Here is a 20,340-nt window from a genome sequence, read left to right as displayed (position 1 = left end):
TTCCGCCCCGATCACGCTTTGCTGAGTTGGTGCGGGCAATAGTATTTCGCGGAAAGCATCGCGAAGTTGGAGGCCATCTCCATGTCCATTCCCGGGTTGTGTGTCTTCACGTCGTGCACCAGCTCCAGGCCAGATTCGCCGTTGTTCAGGCACGAACACACCGCCCGGCCCGCCCCAACCGCCGCCTCCGGATTGGCGAAGGTGAAGCCGGCCTGGTGCAGGGCGGACAGGAAGGCCCCGTCGTCACCGTCGGGTACGGGCGGAGGACCGGCGTACGCCGGTGCGGCCAGGCCGATGACGGCGGGGACAGCCAATAGCGCTAGCAGCCGTTTCATTTCTACTCACCTTTCTCTTGGCGACGGGAAGATGCCTTACCCACATCTGCCGCCGGGCGTTTTCCTGGTAGACGACGAATCACGTTGGCACTCAACCCAACTGGGCATCGGCAGGCAAGACTTTGGACTTGTCGCCCTTTTTCAGGTGCACAGCGTGGATGCCGGGTTTCTTCGCCAGCTGCTCTAGCAGGGCGTCGAGGCCTTCCTGGTCGACGTTGTGGTGCTGCACCGTTTCCGGTTTCTCCGATATCTGCGCGACCAGACGCTTGAGCTGTTCGGGCGATTGTGGGTCTTTGAGGTCCTTGATCGGTTTCATCCGGTTGCGCACACCGGCGCCGACCACGGTGGGTCCTCCGGCGCCGAGCGCGCTTCCGAGCATCCCCGCCATCCCCATCGAACTGAACAGGCTGCCCTCACCGAGCGCGGCGGCGGGCACCGCCTCGGGCCCGGCGGCCGACAGCGCGGCGGCAACGGTCCTGATGGCCGGGGTGGCCGACGCCCAGCTGGGTGGAACGGTCAACGACCCCACCAGCGTGCCGCGGGCGAAGCCCGCCGTCGGGCTGAGCGCGTCGAAGAGTGTTCCCCGGCTGAAGCCCAACGCCCCGAGCCCGGCCCCAAGCGCGTCCTTCGGCAGCGCGCCGTAGGCGACGGGCGGAGCGAATTTGAGCCACTGCGACACGGGGAAGTTGATGAGCAGGCCGATGTCATTGAACGTCGTCGTGAGGCCGAGGGGCACCTTGACGGCGTTGTACATGGCCGTATAGAAGTTCGCCCCGCCCGGGATCGTGTTCAACAGGTTCGTCCAGAACGTCTGGTAGGCGGTGCCGAGGTCGGCGAGCCAGGCCAGCGGCCCAGTGGCACCGGTGGCGGTGCTCGCCAGGTTGGCCGTTCCCGCGACGCTCTTCGTCACGTTGCCGGCCGCGGTGTTGGCGGTCTGGGTCAGCGCGGCCGCCTGCATCGGCGCCGCCGATTCGTTGGTCGTCTGGGGAGCCGGGCTGAACTGCTGCAAGCTGTTGGACGTGGTCGCCGAGGAGGCGAAGTAGGTGTCCATCGCCGTCGCGTCCTGGGCCCACATATCGCCGTACTCGGCCTCGTTGGCCGCGATCGCCGCGGTGTTCTGCCCGAACAGGTTGGTCGCCACCAGCTGCGCCAGCAGCGCGCGGTTGGCCGCGATCACGGGCGGCGGCACGTGCGCGGCGAAGGCGGTCTCATACGCGGAGGCGGCCTCCGTGGCCAGGGTCGCGGTTTGGGCGGCCTGGGCCGCGGTTTGCTGTAACCAGGCCACATAGGGTGCCGCCGCGGACGCCATGGCGAGCGACGACGGGCCAACCCAGGGCCCAGTGCTCAGGCTTGAGATCACCGACGAATAGGCGGACGCCGTGGACTGCAGGTCGGCGGCCAAGTTCTCCCAAGCCGTAGCCGCGGCGACCAGCGACTCGGCTCCCGGGCCGCTGTACATCCGGCCTGAATTGAACTCCGGCGGAAAGGCTCCGTAAAACATGCTGTCTCCCTACTCGGGCGCGTGGGCGGACGGTGCTGGGTGGCTGAGCGTGGCGGTCATCGGCGTCACTCCTCGATGCACGGGATAACGATGATCGTGGCCGCGGCCGGGTCAGCCTCGGCGACGACACCGCCCAGCGAACCGGCGGCCTTGGCGGCAGTGGCGCCCACCGAGTGGGTTGCGCTGCTGGCGACGGCGCGTCCCAACAAGCTGGACAGTCCCATCTGGCTGAACATCCCCTCCTCGCCGGCCAGCGTGGCGGCGGGCGCGGCGGCGAAGTTGGTGGGTATCACTTGCGCGATCGTCCGCATTGCCGGGGCCGCTTCCGTCCAGCCCTCGGGCACTGACATGCTCCCGACCAGGGCCGCTTTACCCATGGACCCCGATACCTGGCCGCCGACCGCGGAGCTGAGCATGGGCTTCACCGCACTGGGACCGCTGGTCAGCGGGGCGAGCGCGCCGCTGATCGCCTTCGGGCCGGACAAATAGGCCGCGGCGCTCTGTCCGTTCTGGCCCCACGCGTACGCCTGCCCGAACGACAGGAACGGACCGCCGGGAATGGTGCTCCACGACTGCGGCGAGTACACGCCGGTGACGGCCGACCAGAAGGTGTTCCAGTTGGTTATTGCAGGTGGCACCGTGAGCGACGGGCTGGACGCCGCGGTCGTCGTTGTGCCGGCGCTGTTCACGGTTTGCAGTGCCGGTTGCAACGTGGTGCTCAGCTGCGACAGCTGCGCGGCGGTGTTCGAGCTGGACTGCGCACTGGACTGGGTGACCGCGGCCGCCTGCATCGGTGCGGCCGACTGGTTGGTGGTCTGCGGCGGCTCGGCGAATGGGGCGAGCTGCGACGCGGTCGCCGACGAGGCCGCGTAGCCGTACATCGCGGCGGCGTCCTGCGCCCACATCTCCATGTATTGGGCTTCGGTGGCGGCGATCGCCGGGGTGTTCTGGCCGAGGATGTTCGTGGCGATCAAGGTGGCCAGCAGCGCCCGATTGGCCGCGATCACCGGCGGCGGCACCGTGGCCGCGAACGCCGCCTCATAGGCGCCCGCGGCCAGCTTGGCCTGGGCGCCGGTCGCTTCGGCCTGAGCGCCGGTGGCGTTCATCCACGCCACGTACGGTGCCGCGGCGGCAGCCATCGCTATCGACGACGCTCCCGTCCACGGTCCCGTAGCCAGCGCTTCGACCGCCGAGCTGTACGACGCTCCGGCGGCCTGCAACTCCGCGGCCAACTCGTCCCACGCCGCCGCGGCGGCCAACAGCGGACCCGACCCCGCACCGACGTACATCCGCCCCGAGTTGATCTCCGGCGGAAGCGCCCCGAAATCCAGCATGTACTACCTCCGGTCCCCTAAGTGGCCGCCATGGTAGGTGCGGCTTTGCGGCCCTGGCCGCATCCGCGCCATGGTTCTAATGAAATGCATCAAATCCGCTATTGAAGCCATGAGCTTATTTCACACACGTCAGACAACACGCCATTACCTTCCTCACTGAAAACCCCACACAGATTGGTATTCGGCCCGTTCGTCCGACCGCTTCACGAATATAAGTCAGCGTCACCGCAACGTATTCGTTCGACGTTTCCTGTCGGGTAACGCGGTGTAAAAAACGAATGTCACAGCCTCCCCGCATGGTGTGAGAACTCTGCAATTCTGGCAATGTCGATAGTCGGGTATCGAACCAGCTAACGCGGGTTGCGCGCAGCACTTGGCAACGCTTCAGAACGAAATTCGTAAAGCGTTGAACTTAGAGATCCCAATTAACGGGATCGGCGCTCGTGCCGATTTCCCAGGTTCGATTTCAATGAAGAGGACGACGGGATTACCCGCTCAAAAACCTCCTAATTGGTATATCGCGAAATAGCGAAATGAGCCGATGCCTCACTACAAAACGTGGGCGGCTTAAGTGCGCAATCTCATCGCGGGCCTGTCGGCCGAATTGTTAGTGTCGCCCGGGCCTCAAGCCACATCCAGGCCCTGGGTAACCGACCGCGCTGTCGGTGCACGTTGCGGCCGTCGAGGCCCACCACCCCTAGGTGTCGGACTCCTGGCGCAACGCGGGCGCAACCGGCGGCGGGCGAGTGCCCGTCGCCGAGTTGATGGCCCGTTGCCATGTCGTTTCGCTGCTGTTCACCAACACGAAGGGTAAACGGACTACACGGCCGCGCCGCTGATTAGCTGCTGACAGTTTCCTGGGAGGCCCATTTCCGCTGTTCAGCCCAGCCTTTCGGGAGCCACGGCGACCTCGCGACGCGCGATATGACGTTGCCGAACGTCCGATTTCCCGACGCACTCCCCGGCGCGATCGGGCGCCGGTTTACGTCGTCTTATTCTCGGCGACCGCGGCGCTCAGGCCCTCGGCGAGATCCTCGTGGGTCAGCTCCTTGAACCGCAAGAGCTGGCGTTCGCTGAACTCGGTGACGTCGCTGGCGAGCACCGCATCGAGGTCCTCGTCGTCCAGCCGGAAGCTGCGATGATCGCGGGCCTTCTCCACCACATTGCGCACGAAACCGGCGTTGCCCAGCGTATCGATGCCGCGGATCAGGTCCCCGTCCTCGGAGTAGCTCTCGTCGAGATAAAACCTGGTGTACGAGGGCAAGAGCGAGTGGGCGGCTTCCTCGGTGATGACGTCCTCGTTTTCCTGGCCCATCAACCGGGTCAAGGCGACCAGCTCGTCCGGTGTGTAACTGAAGAACTCGATGACGGTCGAAAAACGCCGCCGCAGACCCTGATTCACGTCGAGCATCTTCTCCATCGCCTTGGCGTACCCCGCGCCGAAGACCACGAGTTCGTCGCGATGGTTCTCCATGTACAACAGCAATGTATTGATGATCGCGTTGCCGTAGGGATCACCTTGCTGGTAACCCTTCTCGTGCAACGTGTGCATCTCGTCGAAGAAGACGGCCCCGCCCAGAGCTTCCTCGAGCATCTCCTCGGTGTTCTTCTCCGCGTCCGCCATGTATCGGCCCAGCAGCTTGGTGCGGCTGGTTTCCACCACCACCGGCTTGCGCAGCACCGTCAAGCCGCACAGCTGCTTGCTGAAGGCCCGCGCCACCGACGTCTTTCCGGTGCCGGGCGGTCCCAAGAGCAGGGTGTGGCGAGACGTCACCGGCACCGGCAGGCCCATCTTGGCGCGCGCCAGGTTCACCTTCGTCGTCGCCTTGATGAGCTTGATTTCCCGCTTGGCCCGCTCCATGCCCAGCATCGCGTTGAGCTCGGCGTCACCCTCGGCGAGGTATCTTGCGGCCTCCTCGGCGTGGCGGGCGGCCTCCGTCTCCGCCCGGGTCGGCGCGCTGTCCGCGTCCCACGGATCCGTGCGCGCCTCGATGGTTTCCGGGTCGGTCAAGACCAGTCGATAGTTCGGGTTGTCCAGCGCCTCACGGGCCGGGCTGAACTTCGGATCGCGCGAATACACCCGGCGCAAAAGTTCGACGGCCTCGTCCTCGCGGCCGAGATGCCGCAAGCACATCCCCTGGGTGTACAGGGCGATGTTGGCCGCGCCCGGGACGCGGTCTCCTTCGATCGCGTCCTGGCCGCGCCGGATCGCCTCCTCGAAGACGCCGAGCGAAGCCAGCGCGGTGGTTGCCATCGCCGCGCCGGCGGCCTTCAGCTCGGGCTGACGCCAGACCTTGCCCTCCGGGAACTGATTGAGCACATCCGGCCACCGGCCGGTGCGGAAATACAGCACACCCCGCACGTAGTCCACCAGCTCCTGCTCGAACGCCTGGCGGGGTTCGATCCCGTCGAGCAGCTCGGAGGCCTCCTCGTAGCGCTTGGCCTCCGCGAGAACGGCCGCGTACGCACACGCGAGTGACTCGACACTGGTGACCGCCAGCTGCAGGAACAAGCCGTCGGAGACCTGGGGACGGAAGTGCACATCGGTGACCCCGAGCCGGCGGGTCTCCCACCCGAACGTCCGGATCGATGCCCAGGCGCCGGCGAGCACCTCGATGCTCCGCTCCCCCGCCAGCAACCGTGCCAGCCAGGCGTCGCACATCCCGGGGTCCAGGTTGCTGGCCGTCGTGAACATCTGCGACGCCACCTGCGGGTTGTGACTCGGTTGCAGCCCGTTGACCGATATCCCGGATGCCAACAGGCCCGCGACCATCGCGTTGCGGGCGCCCTCAGCGGTCGATTGCGGCCGCGTCATTGCGCTACGGGCACGCCGGCCGGGCTCCCTCGCAGCTGATCGACCGACAGCACTAAGTCGTCGTCGTCACGCAGTCCGCGACTCGGCACGACAAGCGGGGCGCGTGGTGCCGGGGCGGGCAGGCTGGCGCGGACCGCGGCCAGCTGGCGCCCGGTGAGGCGGTTGAGGCCGGCCGACACGTCGCGGGGCAGCCGCTTCTCGGTGTGGTAGCGCACCCAGGCCGAAACCTGCGGCCGGCCCGCGCGCGCGGTGAGCCGGATGGTGAGCACGGTGGCGACCGTGTCGGCCTGCCACAGCTCGTCGAGCGTGTCGGTGGTGATGTCGGCGGGCGTCACCCAGAAGCTGGTGGTGAAGCCGTTGAAATGCTTGAGGTGGCGCCAGCCGGGCCGGCTCCAGGTCGGCTCCAGGTCTGCCAGCACCGCGCGGTCGACCTCGGCCAGCTGCTCGGCGGTCAACGGCCTTGCGGCGCAAGTGAGTCCGTCGAGATCCTGGGCAAGCCGCTCGGTGGCCGCCACCAACGTCGAGGCCAGCGAATCACGGACCGCGACCGCGGCGATGTTGCGCTGCGGGTTCATCCGCAACACCAGCCACGTCCGGCGGACGTACGAGGTGGGCTCACCGTTGGCGACCTCCCACTCCTCGGGGCCCCAGTCGTCGAGCTTGGACAACTCGGCGGCGTTGCCGCCACGGCGCACCTTGACCGACACGATGTCGATGTCGTCGAGGTGAATGTCGAACTGCCGCAACCCATCAGCCACCGCCTGCACCAGTAGGGTGGGCGGCGATGTGCGGTGTCGGTGCCGCGAGGCCGGGTCGTCTTCGCCGCCGTTGACGGCGATCACCGACACCAGCTGGCCCTCGTACTCGCGCACGCCGACCTTGTCGCGGCCGAATCGGCGCTGGTAGTCCAGCGCCGGCGTGCAGCCCGCGCCCAGGGCGGTGCCCGGATCGGCGGACCAGTCCCACAGCCAAGTCCCCAAACCGGACGTCACCGTGATGCCGTGGTAGGTGACCAACGACAAGAGCGCGATCAACGCCGCGAGGCCGACACCCACCCAGAACGCGATGCGATAGGTGCCCTGCCACGACTCCGGGCAGTGGCTGGCCACCACCAGGATCGCGATGTCGACCAGGAACACCGCCGTGACCCGTGGCCACGACAACGACAACCCGATTCTGCGCTGAGCTTTCATGACCGTTGCTGCTCCGCCCTCATTGCTGCTTCCGCGATCGCTTCATCAGCATCGCCGTACCAAACACGCCCCCACCGATCAATAGCGCCCCGAGCAAGCCCCCGGCGGCCACCCACACCGGCACCATATCCCGGGGCGGGGCCGGCTTCGGAATGTTGAGTGGCGCCGAAAGCTGCTGTGGCGGCTTCAACGGCCCCTCGGGCACGTCCCACGTCAGCGCCGCCACCGGGTCGACGATGCCGTGGCCGATCTGGTTGTCCACGCCGCGCGCGGGTGCGCGCGCGGTGCGGGTCAACCGGTTGATGACCTGGTATGCCGACAGCTGGGGGAACTTGGCGCGAACGAGCGCGGCGACGCCGGACACGATCGCGGCCGAGAAGCTGGTGCCCGACGGAACCAGCAGCGTGTTGTCCGGCCCGTCGATCGCGTTGATGACGCCGTCGTCCCGCGGCGATAGCCCGACCACGTCGGTGCCCGGTGCGGCGATGCCCACCCATGGACCGGCCACGCTCGTCGAGGCCTGGCCCTGGTTGCCCTGGGTCAACGGCCGGCCGTCTTCGTCGACCGCCCCCACCGTCAGCACGTAGTCGCTGAACCAGGACGGCGTCACGACGGTGGTGACCGAGCTCCAGTTGCGAGGGTCGTTGGGCTGCAACGGATCATGCGGCGGGTTCTGCTTGCAGTCCTTCTTGTTCGTGTCCCCCGCCGCGGCCACGATGACGGCGTTCTTGTCGACGGCCGCGTAGCGCACCGCGGCGCCCAGCGCGCGCTGGTCGATGATGTTGCGTGCGCTCATGCAGGTCACATCCGAGATGTTGATCACCTGCGCGCCCATGTCGGCGGCGTGGACGATCGCCCGCGCCATCGTCTGAACGTCGTCGATCTTCGCCCGGGTCTGCGGGTCCTCGTCGCCGGTGTAGGCGTCCTTGAGGCCGAACGCCTGGCTCGACTGGCGGATCGCGATGATGTCGACGTCCGGCGCGATGCCGCTGAACGCGTCGGGACCGGCCGCAGGAGCCGGCGGCGGAGGGGGCGGGGGCGGCGGTGGGTCGAGTGGGCGCGGGTTGTCAACCCGGACCACGTGGCCGCCGCCGGCATAGCTTGGGATCGTCACCGTGCCGCCCGCGCGGTTGCCCGCCGGAGCCTGCCCGCCGGGCTGCGCCGGTTGAGCCCCGCCCTGCGGTGGTCCCGGCGGCGGACCCGCCGGTTGCGGCGGCGGCGGTGGGGCCGCTGGCGGCAGCCCGAAGGGTCCCGGCGGCGGCTCCTCGGTCGGCGGAACCATCGTCACGGTCTGTGGCAGGGGCGACAGCGTCACCGTCTGGGGTGGCGGCGCTTTCGGTGGCGGTTCGGTGGTGGGAATGGTGACCGGCCGTCGGGGCGCGGCCGGTGGCAGCCCCGCGCCGTTGGCCGGGGCGGCGCCGATCATCGACGCGACGATGGTGCCGTGCGCGTCACAGTCCGACAGCCCGTCACCGCCCATGACATAGTCACCGCCGGGGATCAGGTGGGGAAACCGCGGGTGCGGGCTCACGCCGGTGTCGATGACGGCCACCTTCACGCCGGCACCACGGCCGAACTGCCATGCCTCCTGCAGGTTCAGCATGTCCATGTACTTGGGCTGCAACCGGAAGTCCGTGCCCGGCAGCACCCCGACCTCGGTGCAGTACGAGTTCTGTTTCATCGGCGCCGGCGGCCCGGGCGGACCGTCGGGCGGGACCGCGCCCGGGTCGATCGTCGGCGGCGAAATCGCATAGGCGGGCGGCAAGCCGGCCAATGCTCCTGAGGCGAGCAAGACTGCGGCGAGGGCCGCAGCGGATGCGCGCCCTCGCCACACCTTGCTACTACCGGTAGCGGATAGCTGCATAGACATTCATCAACCACAATGCCAGCGGGAAGATCGGCATCAGGCAGAGGTATTCGATCCATTCCACGAACTTGCGGAACAGCGGGCTGTAGATCGTGTTGGGCACCACGGCCGCGGACGTCAGGCCGGCCGCCGGCAGCAGAACCAGGATCGCCGCGCAGATGGACACCGCCAGGGGCGACTGCAACACGAGTGCGTACCGCGCCACCACCGCACCGACGATGAGCACGGCGGTGACGGCCAGGGTGATCGCCTGCCAGCGGTCGACGTAGGAGCGTCCGCGCAACATCAGGAACCCGGCGCTGAAGCCGGCCAGCAGCAGCGGCAGCCAGCGCTGGCCGGTGTGGGGGTCCGACAACGCCGTCAACGAGACGACCATCAGCACGCCCAGCCCGATCAGCAGGCCCGTCAAGAAGGAGCGGGCGCGCTCGGCCTGCACCAGGACGTCGCGCACGGACGCGGGCCCCTCGAGGACCGGGGGTCCACCGTCGGAGCGAACCACGGTGGTGGGCAGGTCGGGCCGGGCCTCGAACACCCACCGGCTGGTCGCCGAGGGGAACACCGGCAGACGGATGCCGGCCAACCGGCGCGAGAGCGCCGGAGCGGTGTGATAGACGAGCACGCACAGGAGGACGACGCTGGTCAACAGCGTCACGGCGCTGGTCATCGCGACCATGCGCGCCAACGCCGCAAGCGCGGTGACCACGCTGACGGTGATGAGCGCGGTGTAGAGCCCCAACCGGCGGCCGGTGAAACGCACGGCGAGCATCGCGGCGATGGTGAGCACGCCGAAGCCCAACACCGCATGCGGGGAACCGACGCCCCCGGGCGGAGCCGCCGCGGCGGCGACCGTGAGGGGCGCCAGGCCGCTCAGCAGCATGATGTCGGCGATGCGGCGATCCTGGTCGGTGCGCGCCCGCATCAGCAGCATCAGCGCAACGCCCAGCACCACCGCGGCGATCACCGCGGAGTACGCCGTCGGCATCCAGGAGTTGTGGTGCCACCGGTACCAGAGCAGCAAGCCTGAGGCGGCGGTGACGCCCGCGGCCACCATCGACGCGCCGACCTGCACCGCGACGGCGGGGTCGATCGCGGCGAACCGCTTGCTCAGGTCCGCCGCGACGGCGGTGGAGATGTGCTCGATGACCTGTGAGCGATGCTCGGTGTCCTGGATGAACCGGATCCACAGCCGGTCGCCGTCGTAGACCTCCTGGTCGGTCAGGGACTGGGTGGCCCGCAAGGGGCTGCCGTCGACGAGGCAGAGCGCCCACCTGCCGCGGCCCGTGGCCTCCAGCGGGGTCTCGCCGAGTTCCCTGAGGCGGCTGTTCACCACCTTCAGCAGCGGCTCGGTCATCACCGAGACGGGGGCGTTGGCGTCCAGCAGGACGCCGATCTGTACGCCCGCCCCGGCCATGACGCCGACCACGACCGCCCGAGGCTGCGAAATCCCCTCAACGTCAGGCTGTAGCGCTTCAACAACCGCAGTCATCGCCCTGAACCCCTTACCGTCGTGAACGTGTAACCCCGCGCCGCCAGCCGGGCGAGGGTGTGCGCCGGCCCGCCTTCCGAGGGGCTGCGGCCCCCGGGAAAGTGCAGCTCGACTATTCCGAATTCCATCTACCCCGCCTTGCGATTAAACCTGTCGTGACAGTGGTTAGAGATTTGCTGAATCTCTTAGAGAAGTATGCCGTGTTGGCTTCTCAACCGCATGTTGAGTGCAAAGACATTGGTGAACTTTATGTTTCGTCGAATGTCAGACCCTGCTGTGGGTTTTCCACTCGCCGTAGGGAAGCGTGTCCAGCACGGTCTTGACGCCCACCTGCACCAACTGGGGGGTCGCCGGGCAGATGGCCAGCCAGGCCTCGCCCGACCCGGCCGTCCGCGCCTGCTGGTAGAGGGCGATGCGACCACCGGAACCGTCTTTGAGCGACAGCACCGAGGCGCTGGGCCCCTTCGCGTCGTCCCGGTATTGACGCGCGTACACCGCGACCTCGGCAGCCGGATCCGAGAGGGCCTGTCCCAGCGCGGCCACGGTGGCGGCGCTGATGCCCATGCGCCGCAGGTCACCGCCGGAAAACACGTTGAAGCCCGACTCCTGCCACGACTTCGTCGCTTCCAGCATCTCCTCCAGCGGCACGTTCACCGCATTGATCGCCGCGGGTTCGGCGTGGTGTATCGACTCCAGCGCGTCCAAGACCAGGGACGCGATCGATGCGCTGTCGGCGATGGCGACGTCATCGACGGTGATGTCGCTGCCGACCCGCACCGCCGACACCCAGTGCTGACCACGACGCGCGAGCACCACGCGGAACTCGTTGTCGGGTATGTCGCGCGAACCGGGTGGTTGATTTTCGTCGTCGACCACGCCGTAGAGCAGCTTGCCCCGCGACAGCAGGGCGATGACCTCGAGGTCCGGCGCGGCGAGCACCCTCATCCGAGCGGCCACATGTTCATTCACCTGGTCGTTTTCGACGATGCCCTGCTCGCGCATCACCGCCATGCCGGGATGCTCGTTGAGCCAGTCGCTCGAGTCGGTAGAAACAAATGGCCGGCAGCGCAACTCCGGCGCGACGTGCCGGATGTCCAGAAGAGCCTGGAGCATCCAGAAACCGTCGACGTTAACGGTGATGTCGGTGCGGGCGGTCTGTTGGTCCATCACTACCTCAAGGGTTCAAAGTGCACGGTAACCGCAGGACGCGGCAGCACACCGGTGTGTGGTGTGCTGCCGCGCCTGAAGTTGGGGTTAGGCCCAGCTGGACCCAACGGCGCTGTCGGTGCTGGCCATGTTGCTGCCGGCACTTTGCACCTTCTGCCCGTGGGCGTTGGCCTGCTCGTAGATCACCTGGAAGTTGCGACCCAACTGGGTGATGAACTCCTGGCAGGCCACCGAACCGGCGCCGCCCCAGAAGTCACCCGCAGCAAGCACATCGCGAACGATGGCCTGGTGCTCAGCCTCCAAAGACGCGGCCTGGGCGCGGATCAAGGCACCGTGGGCGTCGACATCGCCGAACTGGTAATTGATTGTCATAACGGTGTTCTCCTAATGTCTGGAATGGTACGCAGTCGCGGTTTTTAGCGCTAGCTGCCGAGGATTTGCTGCGAGGCCTGCTCTTGCTGCTCGTAGTTGTTGGCGTCGCGGATCAGCCCGTCGCGCACCCCGTGGAGCATGTTGACGATGTTGCGGAAGGCCTGGTTGACCTGACCCATGGTGTCGTACGAGGTCGCCTGCGCCTGACCGCTCCAGCCCGAGCCGGCGATGTTCATCGACGACGCCCACATCTTGCGGGCCTCGTCCTCAACCGTCTGGGCGTGCACCTCGAAGCGACCCGCCATCGCCCGCATCTCGTGCGGGTCAGTCATAAAACGTGTTGCCATGCTGGCTGTCTCCTTAATACGTGAGTACTCAGATACTTGATGTGGTTACGACGATGGCCGGACCGGTTACGCGCTGGCGAACCGCCGAGCCGAATACAAAAGGATGATCCCCCCTTCCCGTCAGCCGGCGGCCACCGGTCGCTGTAACACGGTGAGACGGACGTCAAACCCGAACCCCGGCGTTTGAGTTGTCCGGCCGTCAGCCCCCGAGATCATCGGTAGCTGGGCGGTCAGGCGGCGGAAGACCACGTCGATGACGTCCGTCCCCAAACCATCCAACCGCCGGTCCGATCAGCCCGCAGCAGCTGCGTTGGCTGCCTCGGTCGCAGCGTAGGAGCCCGAGCTCATCGACAGAGTGTTCACGAACGCCTCGTGAATGGCGGCGGCCTGAGCGCTGACCGCCTGGTACATCTGCGCGTGCGCCGCGAACTGCGCCGCCGTCAGCGCCGACACCTCGTCGGCCGCAGCCGGAACCACCCCGGTCGTGGGGGCGGCGGCAGCCGCGTTCTGAGCGCTCAGCGTTGAGCCAATGGCCTGCAGGTTTCCGGCCGCCGCAGCCAACGCCTCCGGCTGTGTGGTCACGAAAGACATGCCTGATTCCCTCCTAAGTTCAATCCCCGACTCTGCAGAGAGTAGATGACCGCGGCCTGCGAAGCTCTTTCGGAAGCCGCCTGTTTGCAACTGTTCACGTGACGGTACGACGAATTCATTTTTAGTAACGCCACAGTAACAGCGTCCGGCCCGGACCGCCTCCCTTTCAGCTCCGTCACAGCAAACTGTGACGGAGTCGGTGGGTAAAGAACCTGGTCGACGTCGGCCGGGGCGCTGCCGCAGGGCAAGCCCCTTAAAAATCTGTTTGCCATTATGTCCCGACGATCCGCTAGCAACGGGTGGACGGCCCACCCGCGATGGCCCCACGGCTGATCGCGGCGGGCCCGGAACTGCGGAGCGCCGACCCGTGTCCGACCCTCTCTGTTAACCCCTAGGTCATCCTGGCGAGCCGTCGGTCGGGGCTATCCGGCGAAGGGGGGGCGGGCCATGACGGTGGGGCGGAACCCGTATCGGGGTCCGGCACCGGCGTGGGTGCCGCTGCCCACCCCGGCCAGGGGCATGCCGCCGAGCAGGTTGCCCGGTCCCCCGGCCCCCTCGGGTGCGGCGCTGATGGCGCTGACCGGGATGGCCGAGTGGGTCATGGCCGGAAGCCCCGGGGCGCCGGTCCAGGCCACCGGCACCGACAGCTTGCCGCCGATGGAGGCCGCACCGCCGATGGCCGCCGCCGGGTGCACCGCGCCGGCACCACCGCCGAGCAGGCCACCCAGCCCGCCCAGGCCGGGCAGGGCCTTGGCCGCCGCCGGGGCCGCGCCGCCGATCACGCCCAGGGTCTTGGCCATCTGCACACCGAAGTTGCCCATACCGACACTGAAGTACGGCAGACCCTCGGTGCTGTAGAACAAGCTGGCGAACGGGCTGTAGCCGTTGACGGCGGCCCCCAGGCTGGTCGGGAACGCGGTCTGCCCGGTCAGCAGATACCACAGTTCGCTGTACGTTGCCGGGGGCGGCCCCGACGCGGCCGGCGTCGCCGCGGTCTGCAGCGTGTTGGGCGTCGTGGTGACCACCTTGGACAGCGCGGACGCGGTGTTGCTGGCCGTGCTGTTGGTCGTCGCGTTGGTGACGGCCGCGCCCTGGGTGGCCTGAGACGACGGGCTGGCGATCTGGGGTGACGCGCTGAACGGTGTCACCTTGGTCGCCGTCGCCGACTGGCCCGCATAGCTGTACATCGCGCCGGCGTCCTGGGCCCACATCTCGCCGTACTGCGCTTCTAGCTGCGTGATGGCCGGGGTGTTTTGGCCCAGCACGTTGGTCTGGATCAGCTGCATGGTTTGCGCTCGGTTGGCCGCGACCAGCGGCGGCGGCACCGTGGCGGCCAGCGCCGCCTCATAAGCGGCCGCGGCCGCCTGCGCCTGGGTGGCCGCCTGCTCGGCCTGGGCGGCCGTCGTCGTCATCCAGGTCACGTACGGCTGCACCGCGGCGGCCATCGCCGCCGACGCCGGGCCCATCCACTCCTCGCTGCTGAGCGCCGTGATGATCTTGTCGTAGCTCAGCGCCGCCGAGTTCAGCTCCGCCGCCAGCGCATTCCACGCCGACGCCGCGGTCATCAACGACCCCGACCCCGGACCGGCATAAATCCTCGCCGAATTGACCTCCGGCGGAATCGCCCCAAAATCCAACACCGAATACCCCTTAACCCGTTGTGGCCGCTTGGCTTCGAGTAGCCACTGACGGTAGTGCGAATGTGATCGGCCGCCCGCCCGTGAATTCGGTGGTCACGGCTGTGACCGGGCGCGAGCGTCGCTCGGCTGGTTGCCGCGCTCCGGTCGCGGAGAATTGGGCAGATGTTGGGCGACGGGTCGCTTGCGGGCCATGAGCTGGAACAAGACACGCGTGGCGATCTCCCAGCGGCGTCACCGAGCGAAGCGCGAGCCTCGCTGCCGCTGGCTCAGCGCGGCCGGGGCGTAAAGCGCCCGGGAAAAAATCCTGTCGCGGATAAAGCGAACGGCGGGTGGTCATCAGCGCTGCTATCCGGCCGATGGTGGGCGGGTCAGGACGCTGTAGCGGAAGCCGTATTTGTGCGAATAGCCGGCGGCGGCGCCGGCCCGACGGCCCACCGCCCCGGTCGGCATGCCGCGCAGCAGGGCGTTGCCCGGTGGGTTGCTGGCCGACACGGTCTGGATCGGGGCGCCCTCCGCCTCGGCGGCCTCGGCCGGACTCACCGTGGAGGCCAGCGTGGCCCATTGCTGGGGCACCGACAACCCCCCAACCTGAGCGGCCTGTCCGGCACCAGCGGTCACCGCACCGGCGGTGTGGCCCAGGTTGCCAAGGTTGCCCAGGCCCAACTGGGCGAACTGCGGGGTCGGGAACCAGGCACCGCCGGCACCCGCGGTCCCACCACCGGGACCGAAGGTCAACTGCTGGCCTATCGACCAGCCGAAGTTTCCGATCCCCACCCCGAAGTACGCCTGCAGCGTCTGCTTGATGATCGCGGTGTAATCACCGGGACCAAGCTTCCACCACCAGGTATTCGGGGTAGGCAAAATGTCCTGCAGCGAGGTGCCGGTCGTGGTCGGTGCCGTGGCCGCGGTCGTGAGTTGCTGCGTCGTTTGCGACGTGGTGGCCGACAACAGCTGCGGCGTCGCGAGCTGCGACGACGTGTTGGCGGCGGTCTGCGCGGTATTGCCGGCCTGCTGCGTGCTGGCCTGCGAGACGGCGGCGAACTGTTGGGCCTCGCCGTCCGGCGTGGTGGTCTGCGGCGGCGCCGCGAACGGCGCCATCTGCGACGCGGTCATCGACGACGCCGCGTAGGCATACATCGCCCCGGCGTCCTGCGCCCACATCTCCATGTACTGGGCCTCGGTGGCCGCGATGGCCGGCGTGTTCTGCCCGAAGAAGTTGGTCGCGATCAGCGTCGCCAGCAACACCCTGTTGGCCGCGATCACCGGCGGCGGGACCGTCATCGCGAACGCGGCCTCGAAGGCGGCCGCGGCCGCACGCGCTTGACCGGCGGTCTTCTCGGCCTGACCGGCGATCGTCGTCAGCCAGCTCACGTAGGGCGTGACGGCCGCGATCATCGACGTCGAAGCCGGGCCCACCCAGGGCCCGTTGGTCAACTCGTCGATGATCGAGTTGTAACCGCTTGCCGCCGTACCCAATTCGGCCGCAAGCACATCCCAGGCGGCCGCCGCGACCATCATCGGCCCCGAGCCCGGACCCGCATACATCCGACCGGAGTTAATCTCCGGCGGTAACGCCCCGAAGTCAAACACCTACGAAACGCCCGGTTCGAACGGCATCTGTTTTCCCCGCAACTGGTCTTCGTCGAATGACGGTCAAGCGATTGCTTGCATGTTGCGAAGGCTAAGTTGCCGCGATGCCTCGGCGCTGTCCGCTAGCGGACCGCGCGGATGGTTTATGGGCTGCGCGGCCGGCGTCGCGGCGCGGGCACGAATGCACACCGGCGGTCGGTCGCGTCGAGAACCCATGCGACCACCTGCGGAAACCCGGCGCCAGCCGGACCACTCATGCCCGGCGGGCCGCGCATCTACGCGCGGATCATCCCTGCGGACCCGATAAAAATCCGGCCGCAGAAAACCTCACCACGGCAACGGCCCGCTCAGCGGGCGCGCAAGATCCGCGCCGGCGAGTCCCGTCCGGCAGCACACGCCAAAGACGCTTCAGCGCGGCACTTTTCGCGCGCTAAAGCGTCTTTGGCGTGCTGTGGACGGCTATCCGGCGAAGGGGGGGCGGGCCATGACGGTGGGGCGGAACCCGTATCGGGGTCCGGCACCGGCGTGGGTGCCGCTGCCCACCCCGGCCAGGGGCATGCCGCCGAGCAGGTTGCCCGGTCCCCCGGCCCCCTCGGGTGCGGCGCTGATGGCGCTGACCGGGATGGCCGAGTGGGTCATGGCCGGAAGCCCCGGGGCGCCGGTCCAGGCCACCGGCACCGACAGCTTGCCGCCGATGGAGGCCGCACCGCCGATGGCCGCCGCCGGGTGCACCGCGCCGGCACCACCGCCGAGCAGGCCACCCAGCCCGCCCAGGCCGGGCAGGGCCTTGGCCGCCGCCGGGGCCGCGCCGCCGATCACGCCCAGGGTCTTGGCCATCTGCACACCGAAGTTGCCCATACCGACACTGAAGTACGGCAGACCCTCGGTGTTGTAGAACAAGCTGGCGAACGGGCTGTAGCCGTTGACGGCGGCCCCCAGGCTGGTCGGGAACGCGGTCTGCCCGGTCAGCAGATACCACAGTTCGCTGTACGTTGCCGGGGGCGGCCCCGACGCGGCCGGCGTCGCCGCGGTCTGCAGCGTGTTGGGCGTCGTGGTGACCACCTTGGACAGCGCGGACGCGGTGTTGCTGGCCGTGCTGTTGGTCGTCGCGTTGGTGACGGCCGCGCCCTGGGTGGCCTGAGACGACGGGCTGGCGATCTGGGGTGACGCGCTGAACGGTGTCACCTTGGTCGCCGTCGCCGACTGGCCCGCATAGCTGTACATCGCGCCGGCGTCCTGGGCCCACATCTCGCCGTACTGCGCTTCTAGCTGCGTGATGGCCGGGGTGTTTTGGCCCAGCACGTTGGTCTGGATCAGCTGCATGGTTTGCGCTCGGTTGGCCGCGACCAGCGGCGGCGGCACCGTGGCGGCCAGCGCCGCCTCATAAGCGGCCGCGGCCGCCTGCGCCTGGGTGGCCGCCTGCTCGGCCTGGGCGGCCGTCGTCGTCATCCAGGTCACGTACGGCTGCACCGCGGCGGCCATCGCCGCCGACGCCGGGCCCATCCACTCCTCGCTGCTGAGCGCCGTGATGATCTTGTCGTAGCTCAGCGCCGCCGAGTTCAGCTCCGCCGCCAGCGCATTCCACGCCGACGCCGCGGTCATCAACGACCCCGACCCCGGACCGGCATAAATCCTCGCCGAGTTGACCTCCGGCGGTAACGCCCCGAAATCCAACATCATTGACTCCTTTAACCCGTCGCGGCCGCGTTGGCCGCCTCAGTCACGGCATACGACCCCGAGCTCATGCTGAGGGTGTTTACGAACATTTCGTGGATCGCCGCCGCCTGAGCGCTGACGGCTTGGTACATCTGGGCATGCGCGGCGAACTGCGCCGCTGTCAGCGCTGACACTTCGTCGGCCGCGGCCGGGACCACACCCGTGGTGGGGGCCGCAGCGGCTGCGTTCTGAGCGTTGAGCGCCGAGCCGATGCTCTGCAGGCTGCCCGCCGCCGCGGACAGCGCCTCCGGCTGCGTCGTCACAAAAGACATCTGAAGTCCCTCCCTACTTTCCCGGCTCGCCGGCTCTCGATTATCCGTTTGCCTTCGGGCCCACCGGGGGCTTGGCCTACTCGTGAGATTAGATGGGTCACGCGGTGCCTTGCCTCCCTAGTGCCGACTGTTCATTACTGGACAACTTCCGTTCACTTGGACGTTCCCTATCCGGCCGATGGTGGGCGGGTCAGGACGCTGTAGCGGAAGCCGTATTTGTGCGAATAGCCGGCGGCGGCGCCGGCCCGACGGCCCACCGCCCCGGTCGGCATGCCGCGCAGCAGGGCGTTGCCCGGTGGGTTGCTGGCCGACACGGTCTGGATCGGGGCGCCCTCCGCCTCGGCGGCCTCGGCCGGACTCACCGTGGAGGCCAGCGTGGCCCATTGCTGGGGCACCGACAACCCCCCAACCTGAGCGGCCTGTCCGGCACCAGCGGTCACCGCACCGGCGGTGTGGCCCAGGTTGCCAAGGTTGCCCAGGCCCAACTGGGCGAACTGCGGGGTCGGGAACCAGGCACCGCCGGCACCCGCGGTCCCACCACCGGGACCGAAGGTCAACTGCTGGCCTATCGACCAGCCGAAGTTACCGATCCCCACCCCGAAGTACGCCTGCAGCGTCTGCTTGATGATCGCGGTGTAATCACCGGGACCAAGCTTCCACCACCAGGTATTCGGGGTAGGCAAAATGTCCTGCAGCGAGGTACCGGTCGTGGTCGGTGCCGTGGCCGCGGTCGTGAGTTGCTGCGTCGTTTGCGACGTGGTGGCCGACAACAGCTGCGGCGTCGCGAGCTGCGACGACGTGTTGGCGGCGGTCTGCGCGGTATTGCCGGCCTGCTGCGTGCTGGCCTGCGAGACGGCGGCGAACTGTTGGGCCTCGCCGTCCGGCGTGGTGGTCTGCGGCGGCGCCGCGAACGGCGCCATCTGCGACGCGGTCATCGACGACGCCGCGTAGGCATACATCGCCCCGGCGTCCTGCGCCCACATCTCCATGTACTGGGCCTCGGTGGCCGCGATGGCCGGCGTGTTCTGCCCGAAGAAGTTGGTCGCGATCAGCGTCGCCAGCAACACCCTGTTGGCCGCGATCACCGGCGGCGGGACCGTCATCGCGAACGCGGCCTCGAAGGCGGCCGCGGCCGCACGCGCCTGACCGGCGGTCTCCTCGGCCTGACCGGCGATCGTCGTCAGCCAGCTCACGTAGGGCGTGACGGCCGCCACCATCGACGTCGAAGCCGGGCCCACCCAGGGCCCGTTGGTCAACTCGTCGATGATCGAGTTGTAACCGCTTGCCGCCGTACCCAATTCGGCCGCAAGCACATCCCAGGCGGCCGCCGCGACCATCATCGGCCCCGAGCCCGGACCCGCATACATCCGACCGGAGTTAATCTCCGGCGGTAACGCCCCGAAGTCAAACACCTGTTCTCCTCAGTTGGTCGCGATCTCTGCAATCTCGACCGTCGCATCGGAATCAGTGGTGGCCGTAGTCACGGCTTCGTAAGCAAACGCCACCCCCCGGGCCCCTGACCTCGGGAATCATCGACCCAGACCTCGCGGTCCGCCACCCCGGCCGACGGGCTCGCCGGTGCATCCTGCATATCCCGGACGCGGCGCCCAAATGTGGCCTGCAGCCACCCGATTCGGACGTCCGGTCAGGAACAACGTGCACCCTTAAGCCTCGATTGATCCCCGTTGTCAGCAACCGAGCGACAGCTCGCGTATAGCCGAACTGTCGCTCGCCAATGAGATTAGTTTGTTACCGCGGGTGCGCCGATACGCGAAGCCAACTGTTCATTCCAGGCCAGCCAATGTTCACTCCCCGTCGACTGGCGTTCATGTCCGGCAACCGGTTGTTCATCGGTGGTTTGCCTATCGCGCACGCCGTCAGCCCTCTTCGAGCACCAGGGCCATCTCGGGGCAAGAGGCGACGCCGTCGCGCGTCAGCTGCTCGTCTTCGGGCCTCACCTCGTGTTCTTCGAGGGTCGAGTAGCCCGAGTCGTCTATCGGGAACAATTCCGGATCGACGGCATAACACTGCGCGTGGCCGACGCACTTCGACTTGTCGAGACGAACCCTCACCGGCGTCCTCCCTGGACGACTCACTGAACAAATCGAGTCGTA

General features: G+C 67.9%; 17 protein-coding genes. All 17 read right to left on the bottom strand.

Features of this window, described 5'->3' with window-relative positions:
- Positions 1–11: 11 nt before the first annotated feature.
- Positions 12–335 carry a DUF732 domain-containing protein gene (locus G6N51_RS03355; protein WP_083174301.1) on the bottom strand — a complete coding sequence of 108 codons (324 nt, stop codon included), beginning with the start codon at positions 333–335 and terminating at the stop codon, positions 12–14.
- Between the two features lie 91 nt (positions 336–426).
- Positions 427–1,836, bottom strand: coding sequence for a PPE family protein (locus G6N51_RS03350; RefSeq protein WP_083174298.1), 1,410 nt, complete (start codon positions 1,834–1,836; stop codon positions 427–429).
- A 65-nt stretch (positions 1,837–1,901) separates the two neighbouring features.
- Positions 1,902–3,170, bottom strand: coding sequence for a PPE family protein (locus G6N51_RS03345; RefSeq protein ID WP_083174295.1), 1,269 nt, complete (start codon positions 3,168–3,170; stop codon positions 1,902–1,904).
- Between the two features lie 982 nt (positions 3,171–4,152).
- Entirely contained in the window at positions 4,153–5,985 is a 1,833-nt protein-coding gene (eccA, locus tag G6N51_RS03340) for a type VII secretion AAA-ATPase EccA (RefSeq protein WP_083174292.1), read from the bottom strand.
- Positions 5,982–7,178 (bottom strand): type VII secretion protein EccE, encoded by a 1,197-nt coding sequence (gene eccE, locus G6N51_RS03335; RefSeq protein ID WP_083174289.1) that lies wholly within the window; start codon positions 7,176–7,178, stop codon positions 5,982–5,984. Before eccE ends, eccA begins: the two co-directional genes overlap by 4 nt.
- Positions 7,179–7,197: 19 nt before the next feature.
- Entirely contained in the window at positions 7,198–9,042 is a 1,845-nt protein-coding gene (locus tag G6N51_RS03330) for a type VII secretion-associated serine protease mycosin (protein WP_163750631.1), read from the bottom strand.
- On the bottom strand, positions 9,020–10,531 hold the full coding sequence (gene eccD / locus G6N51_RS03325) for a type VII secretion integral membrane protein EccD (RefSeq protein ID WP_083176784.1): 1,512 nt from the start codon (positions 10,529–10,531) through the stop codon (positions 9,020–9,022). The genes G6N51_RS03330 and eccD overlap by 23 nt, the downstream gene beginning before the upstream one ends.
- Positions 10,532–10,795: 264 nt before the next feature.
- Positions 10,796–11,698 (bottom strand): ESX secretion-associated protein EspG, encoded by a 903-nt coding sequence (locus G6N51_RS03320; protein WP_083176786.1) that lies wholly within the window; start codon positions 11,696–11,698, stop codon positions 10,796–10,798.
- 87 nt (positions 11,699–11,785) lie between these two features.
- On the bottom strand, positions 11,786–12,070 hold the full coding sequence (locus G6N51_RS03315) for a WXG100 family type VII secretion target (protein WP_046182844.1): 285 nt from the start codon (positions 12,068–12,070) through the stop codon (positions 11,786–11,788).
- A gap of 50 nt (positions 12,071–12,120) precedes the next feature.
- Positions 12,121–12,417 (bottom strand): WXG100 family type VII secretion target, encoded by a 297-nt coding sequence (locus G6N51_RS03310; protein ID WP_007771418.1) that lies wholly within the window; start codon positions 12,415–12,417, stop codon positions 12,121–12,123.
- A gap of 291 nt (positions 12,418–12,708) precedes the next feature.
- Positions 12,709–13,008 carry a PE family protein gene (locus G6N51_RS03305; RefSeq protein ID WP_007172607.1) on the bottom strand — a complete coding sequence of 100 codons (300 nt, stop codon included), beginning with the start codon at positions 13,006–13,008 and terminating at the stop codon, positions 12,709–12,711.
- Positions 13,009–13,430: 422 nt separating this feature from the next.
- A complete protein-coding gene (locus tag G6N51_RS03300) occupies positions 13,431–14,648 on the bottom strand; it encodes a PPE family protein (RefSeq protein WP_269475037.1) in 1,218 nt (405 codons plus the stop codon).
- Positions 14,649–14,993: 345 nt separating this feature from the next.
- The gene (locus tag G6N51_RS03295; protein ID WP_163750629.1) at positions 14,994–16,238 is read right to left on the bottom strand and encodes a PPE family protein; all 1,245 of its coding nucleotides are present in this window, start codon (positions 16,236–16,238) and stop codon (positions 14,994–14,996) included.
- Positions 16,239–16,697: 459 nt separating this feature from the next.
- On the bottom strand, positions 16,698–17,918 hold the full coding sequence (locus G6N51_RS03290) for a PPE family protein (RefSeq protein ID WP_083176797.1): 1,221 nt from the start codon (positions 17,916–17,918) through the stop codon (positions 16,698–16,700).
- Positions 17,919–17,926: 8 nt separating this feature from the next.
- Entirely contained in the window at positions 17,927–18,226 is a 300-nt protein-coding gene (locus tag G6N51_RS03285; protein WP_007169981.1) for a PE family protein, read from the bottom strand.
- A gap of 167 nt (positions 18,227–18,393) precedes the next feature.
- Entirely contained in the window at positions 18,394–19,638 is a 1,245-nt protein-coding gene (locus tag G6N51_RS03280; protein WP_083171418.1) for a PPE family protein, read from the bottom strand.
- A 465-nt stretch (positions 19,639–20,103) separates the two neighbouring features.
- The gene (locus tag G6N51_RS03275; protein WP_083171419.1) at positions 20,104–20,298 is read right to left on the bottom strand and encodes a ferredoxin; all 195 of its coding nucleotides are present in this window, start codon (positions 20,296–20,298) and stop codon (positions 20,104–20,106) included.
- Positions 20,299–20,340: the final 42 nt, after the last annotated feature.

Origin of the sequence: Mycobacterium paraseoulense (assembly GCF_010731655.1) — a bacterium.
Classification (GTDB): domain Bacteria; phylum Actinomycetota; class Actinomycetes; order Mycobacteriales; family Mycobacteriaceae; genus Mycobacterium; species Mycobacterium paraseoulense.
The sequence above is the reverse complement of the archived record's forward strand: the minus strand, read 5'-3'. Positions and strand labels throughout refer to the sequence as shown.

Bases quoted from the DNA above. Each gene is read 5' to 3' on its own strand.
- eccA (WP_083174292.1), bottom strand. From the start codon at position 5,985: ATGACGCGGCCGCAATCGACCGCTGAGGGCGCCCGCAACGCGATGGTC.
- G6N51_RS03355 (WP_083174301.1), bottom strand. From the start codon at position 335: ATGAAACGGCTGCTAGCGCTATTGGCTGTCCCCGCCGTCATCGGCCTG.
- G6N51_RS03290 (WP_083176797.1), bottom strand. From the start codon at position 17,918: ATGATGTTGGATTTCGGGGCGTTACCGCCGGAGGTCAACTCGGCGAGG.
- G6N51_RS03320 (WP_083176786.1), bottom strand. From the start codon at position 11,698: ATGGACCAACAGACCGCCCGCACCGACATCACCGTTAACGTCGACGGT.
- G6N51_RS03305 (WP_007172607.1), bottom strand. From the start codon at position 13,008: ATGTCTTTCGTGACCACACAGCCGGAGGCGTTGGCTGCGGCGGCCGGA.
- G6N51_RS03285 (WP_007169981.1), bottom strand. From the start codon at position 18,226: ATGTCTTTTGTGACGACGCAGCCGGAGGCGCTGTCCGCGGCGGCGGGC.
- G6N51_RS03345 (WP_083174295.1), bottom strand. From the start codon at position 3,170: ATGCTGGATTTCGGGGCGCTTCCGCCGGAGATCAACTCGGGGCGGATG.
- eccD (WP_083176784.1), bottom strand. From the start codon at position 10,531: ATGACTGCGGTTGTTGAAGCGCTACAGCCTGACGTTGAGGGGATTTCG.
- G6N51_RS03310 (WP_007771418.1), bottom strand. From the start codon at position 12,417: ATGGCAACACGTTTTATGACTGACCCGCACGAGATGCGGGCGATGGCG.
- G6N51_RS03315 (WP_046182844.1), bottom strand. From the start codon at position 12,070: ATGACAATCAATTACCAGTTCGGCGATGTCGACGCCCACGGTGCCTTG.
- G6N51_RS03350 (WP_083174298.1), bottom strand. From the start codon at position 1,836: ATGTTTTACGGAGCCTTTCCGCCGGAGTTCAATTCAGGCCGGATGTAC.
- G6N51_RS03330 (WP_163750631.1), bottom strand. From the start codon at position 9,042: ATGCAGCTATCCGCTACCGGTAGTAGCAAGGTGTGGCGAGGGCGCGCA.
- eccE (WP_083174289.1), bottom strand. From the start codon at position 7,178: ATGAAAGCTCAGCGCAGAATCGGGTTGTCGTTGTCGTGGCCACGGGTC.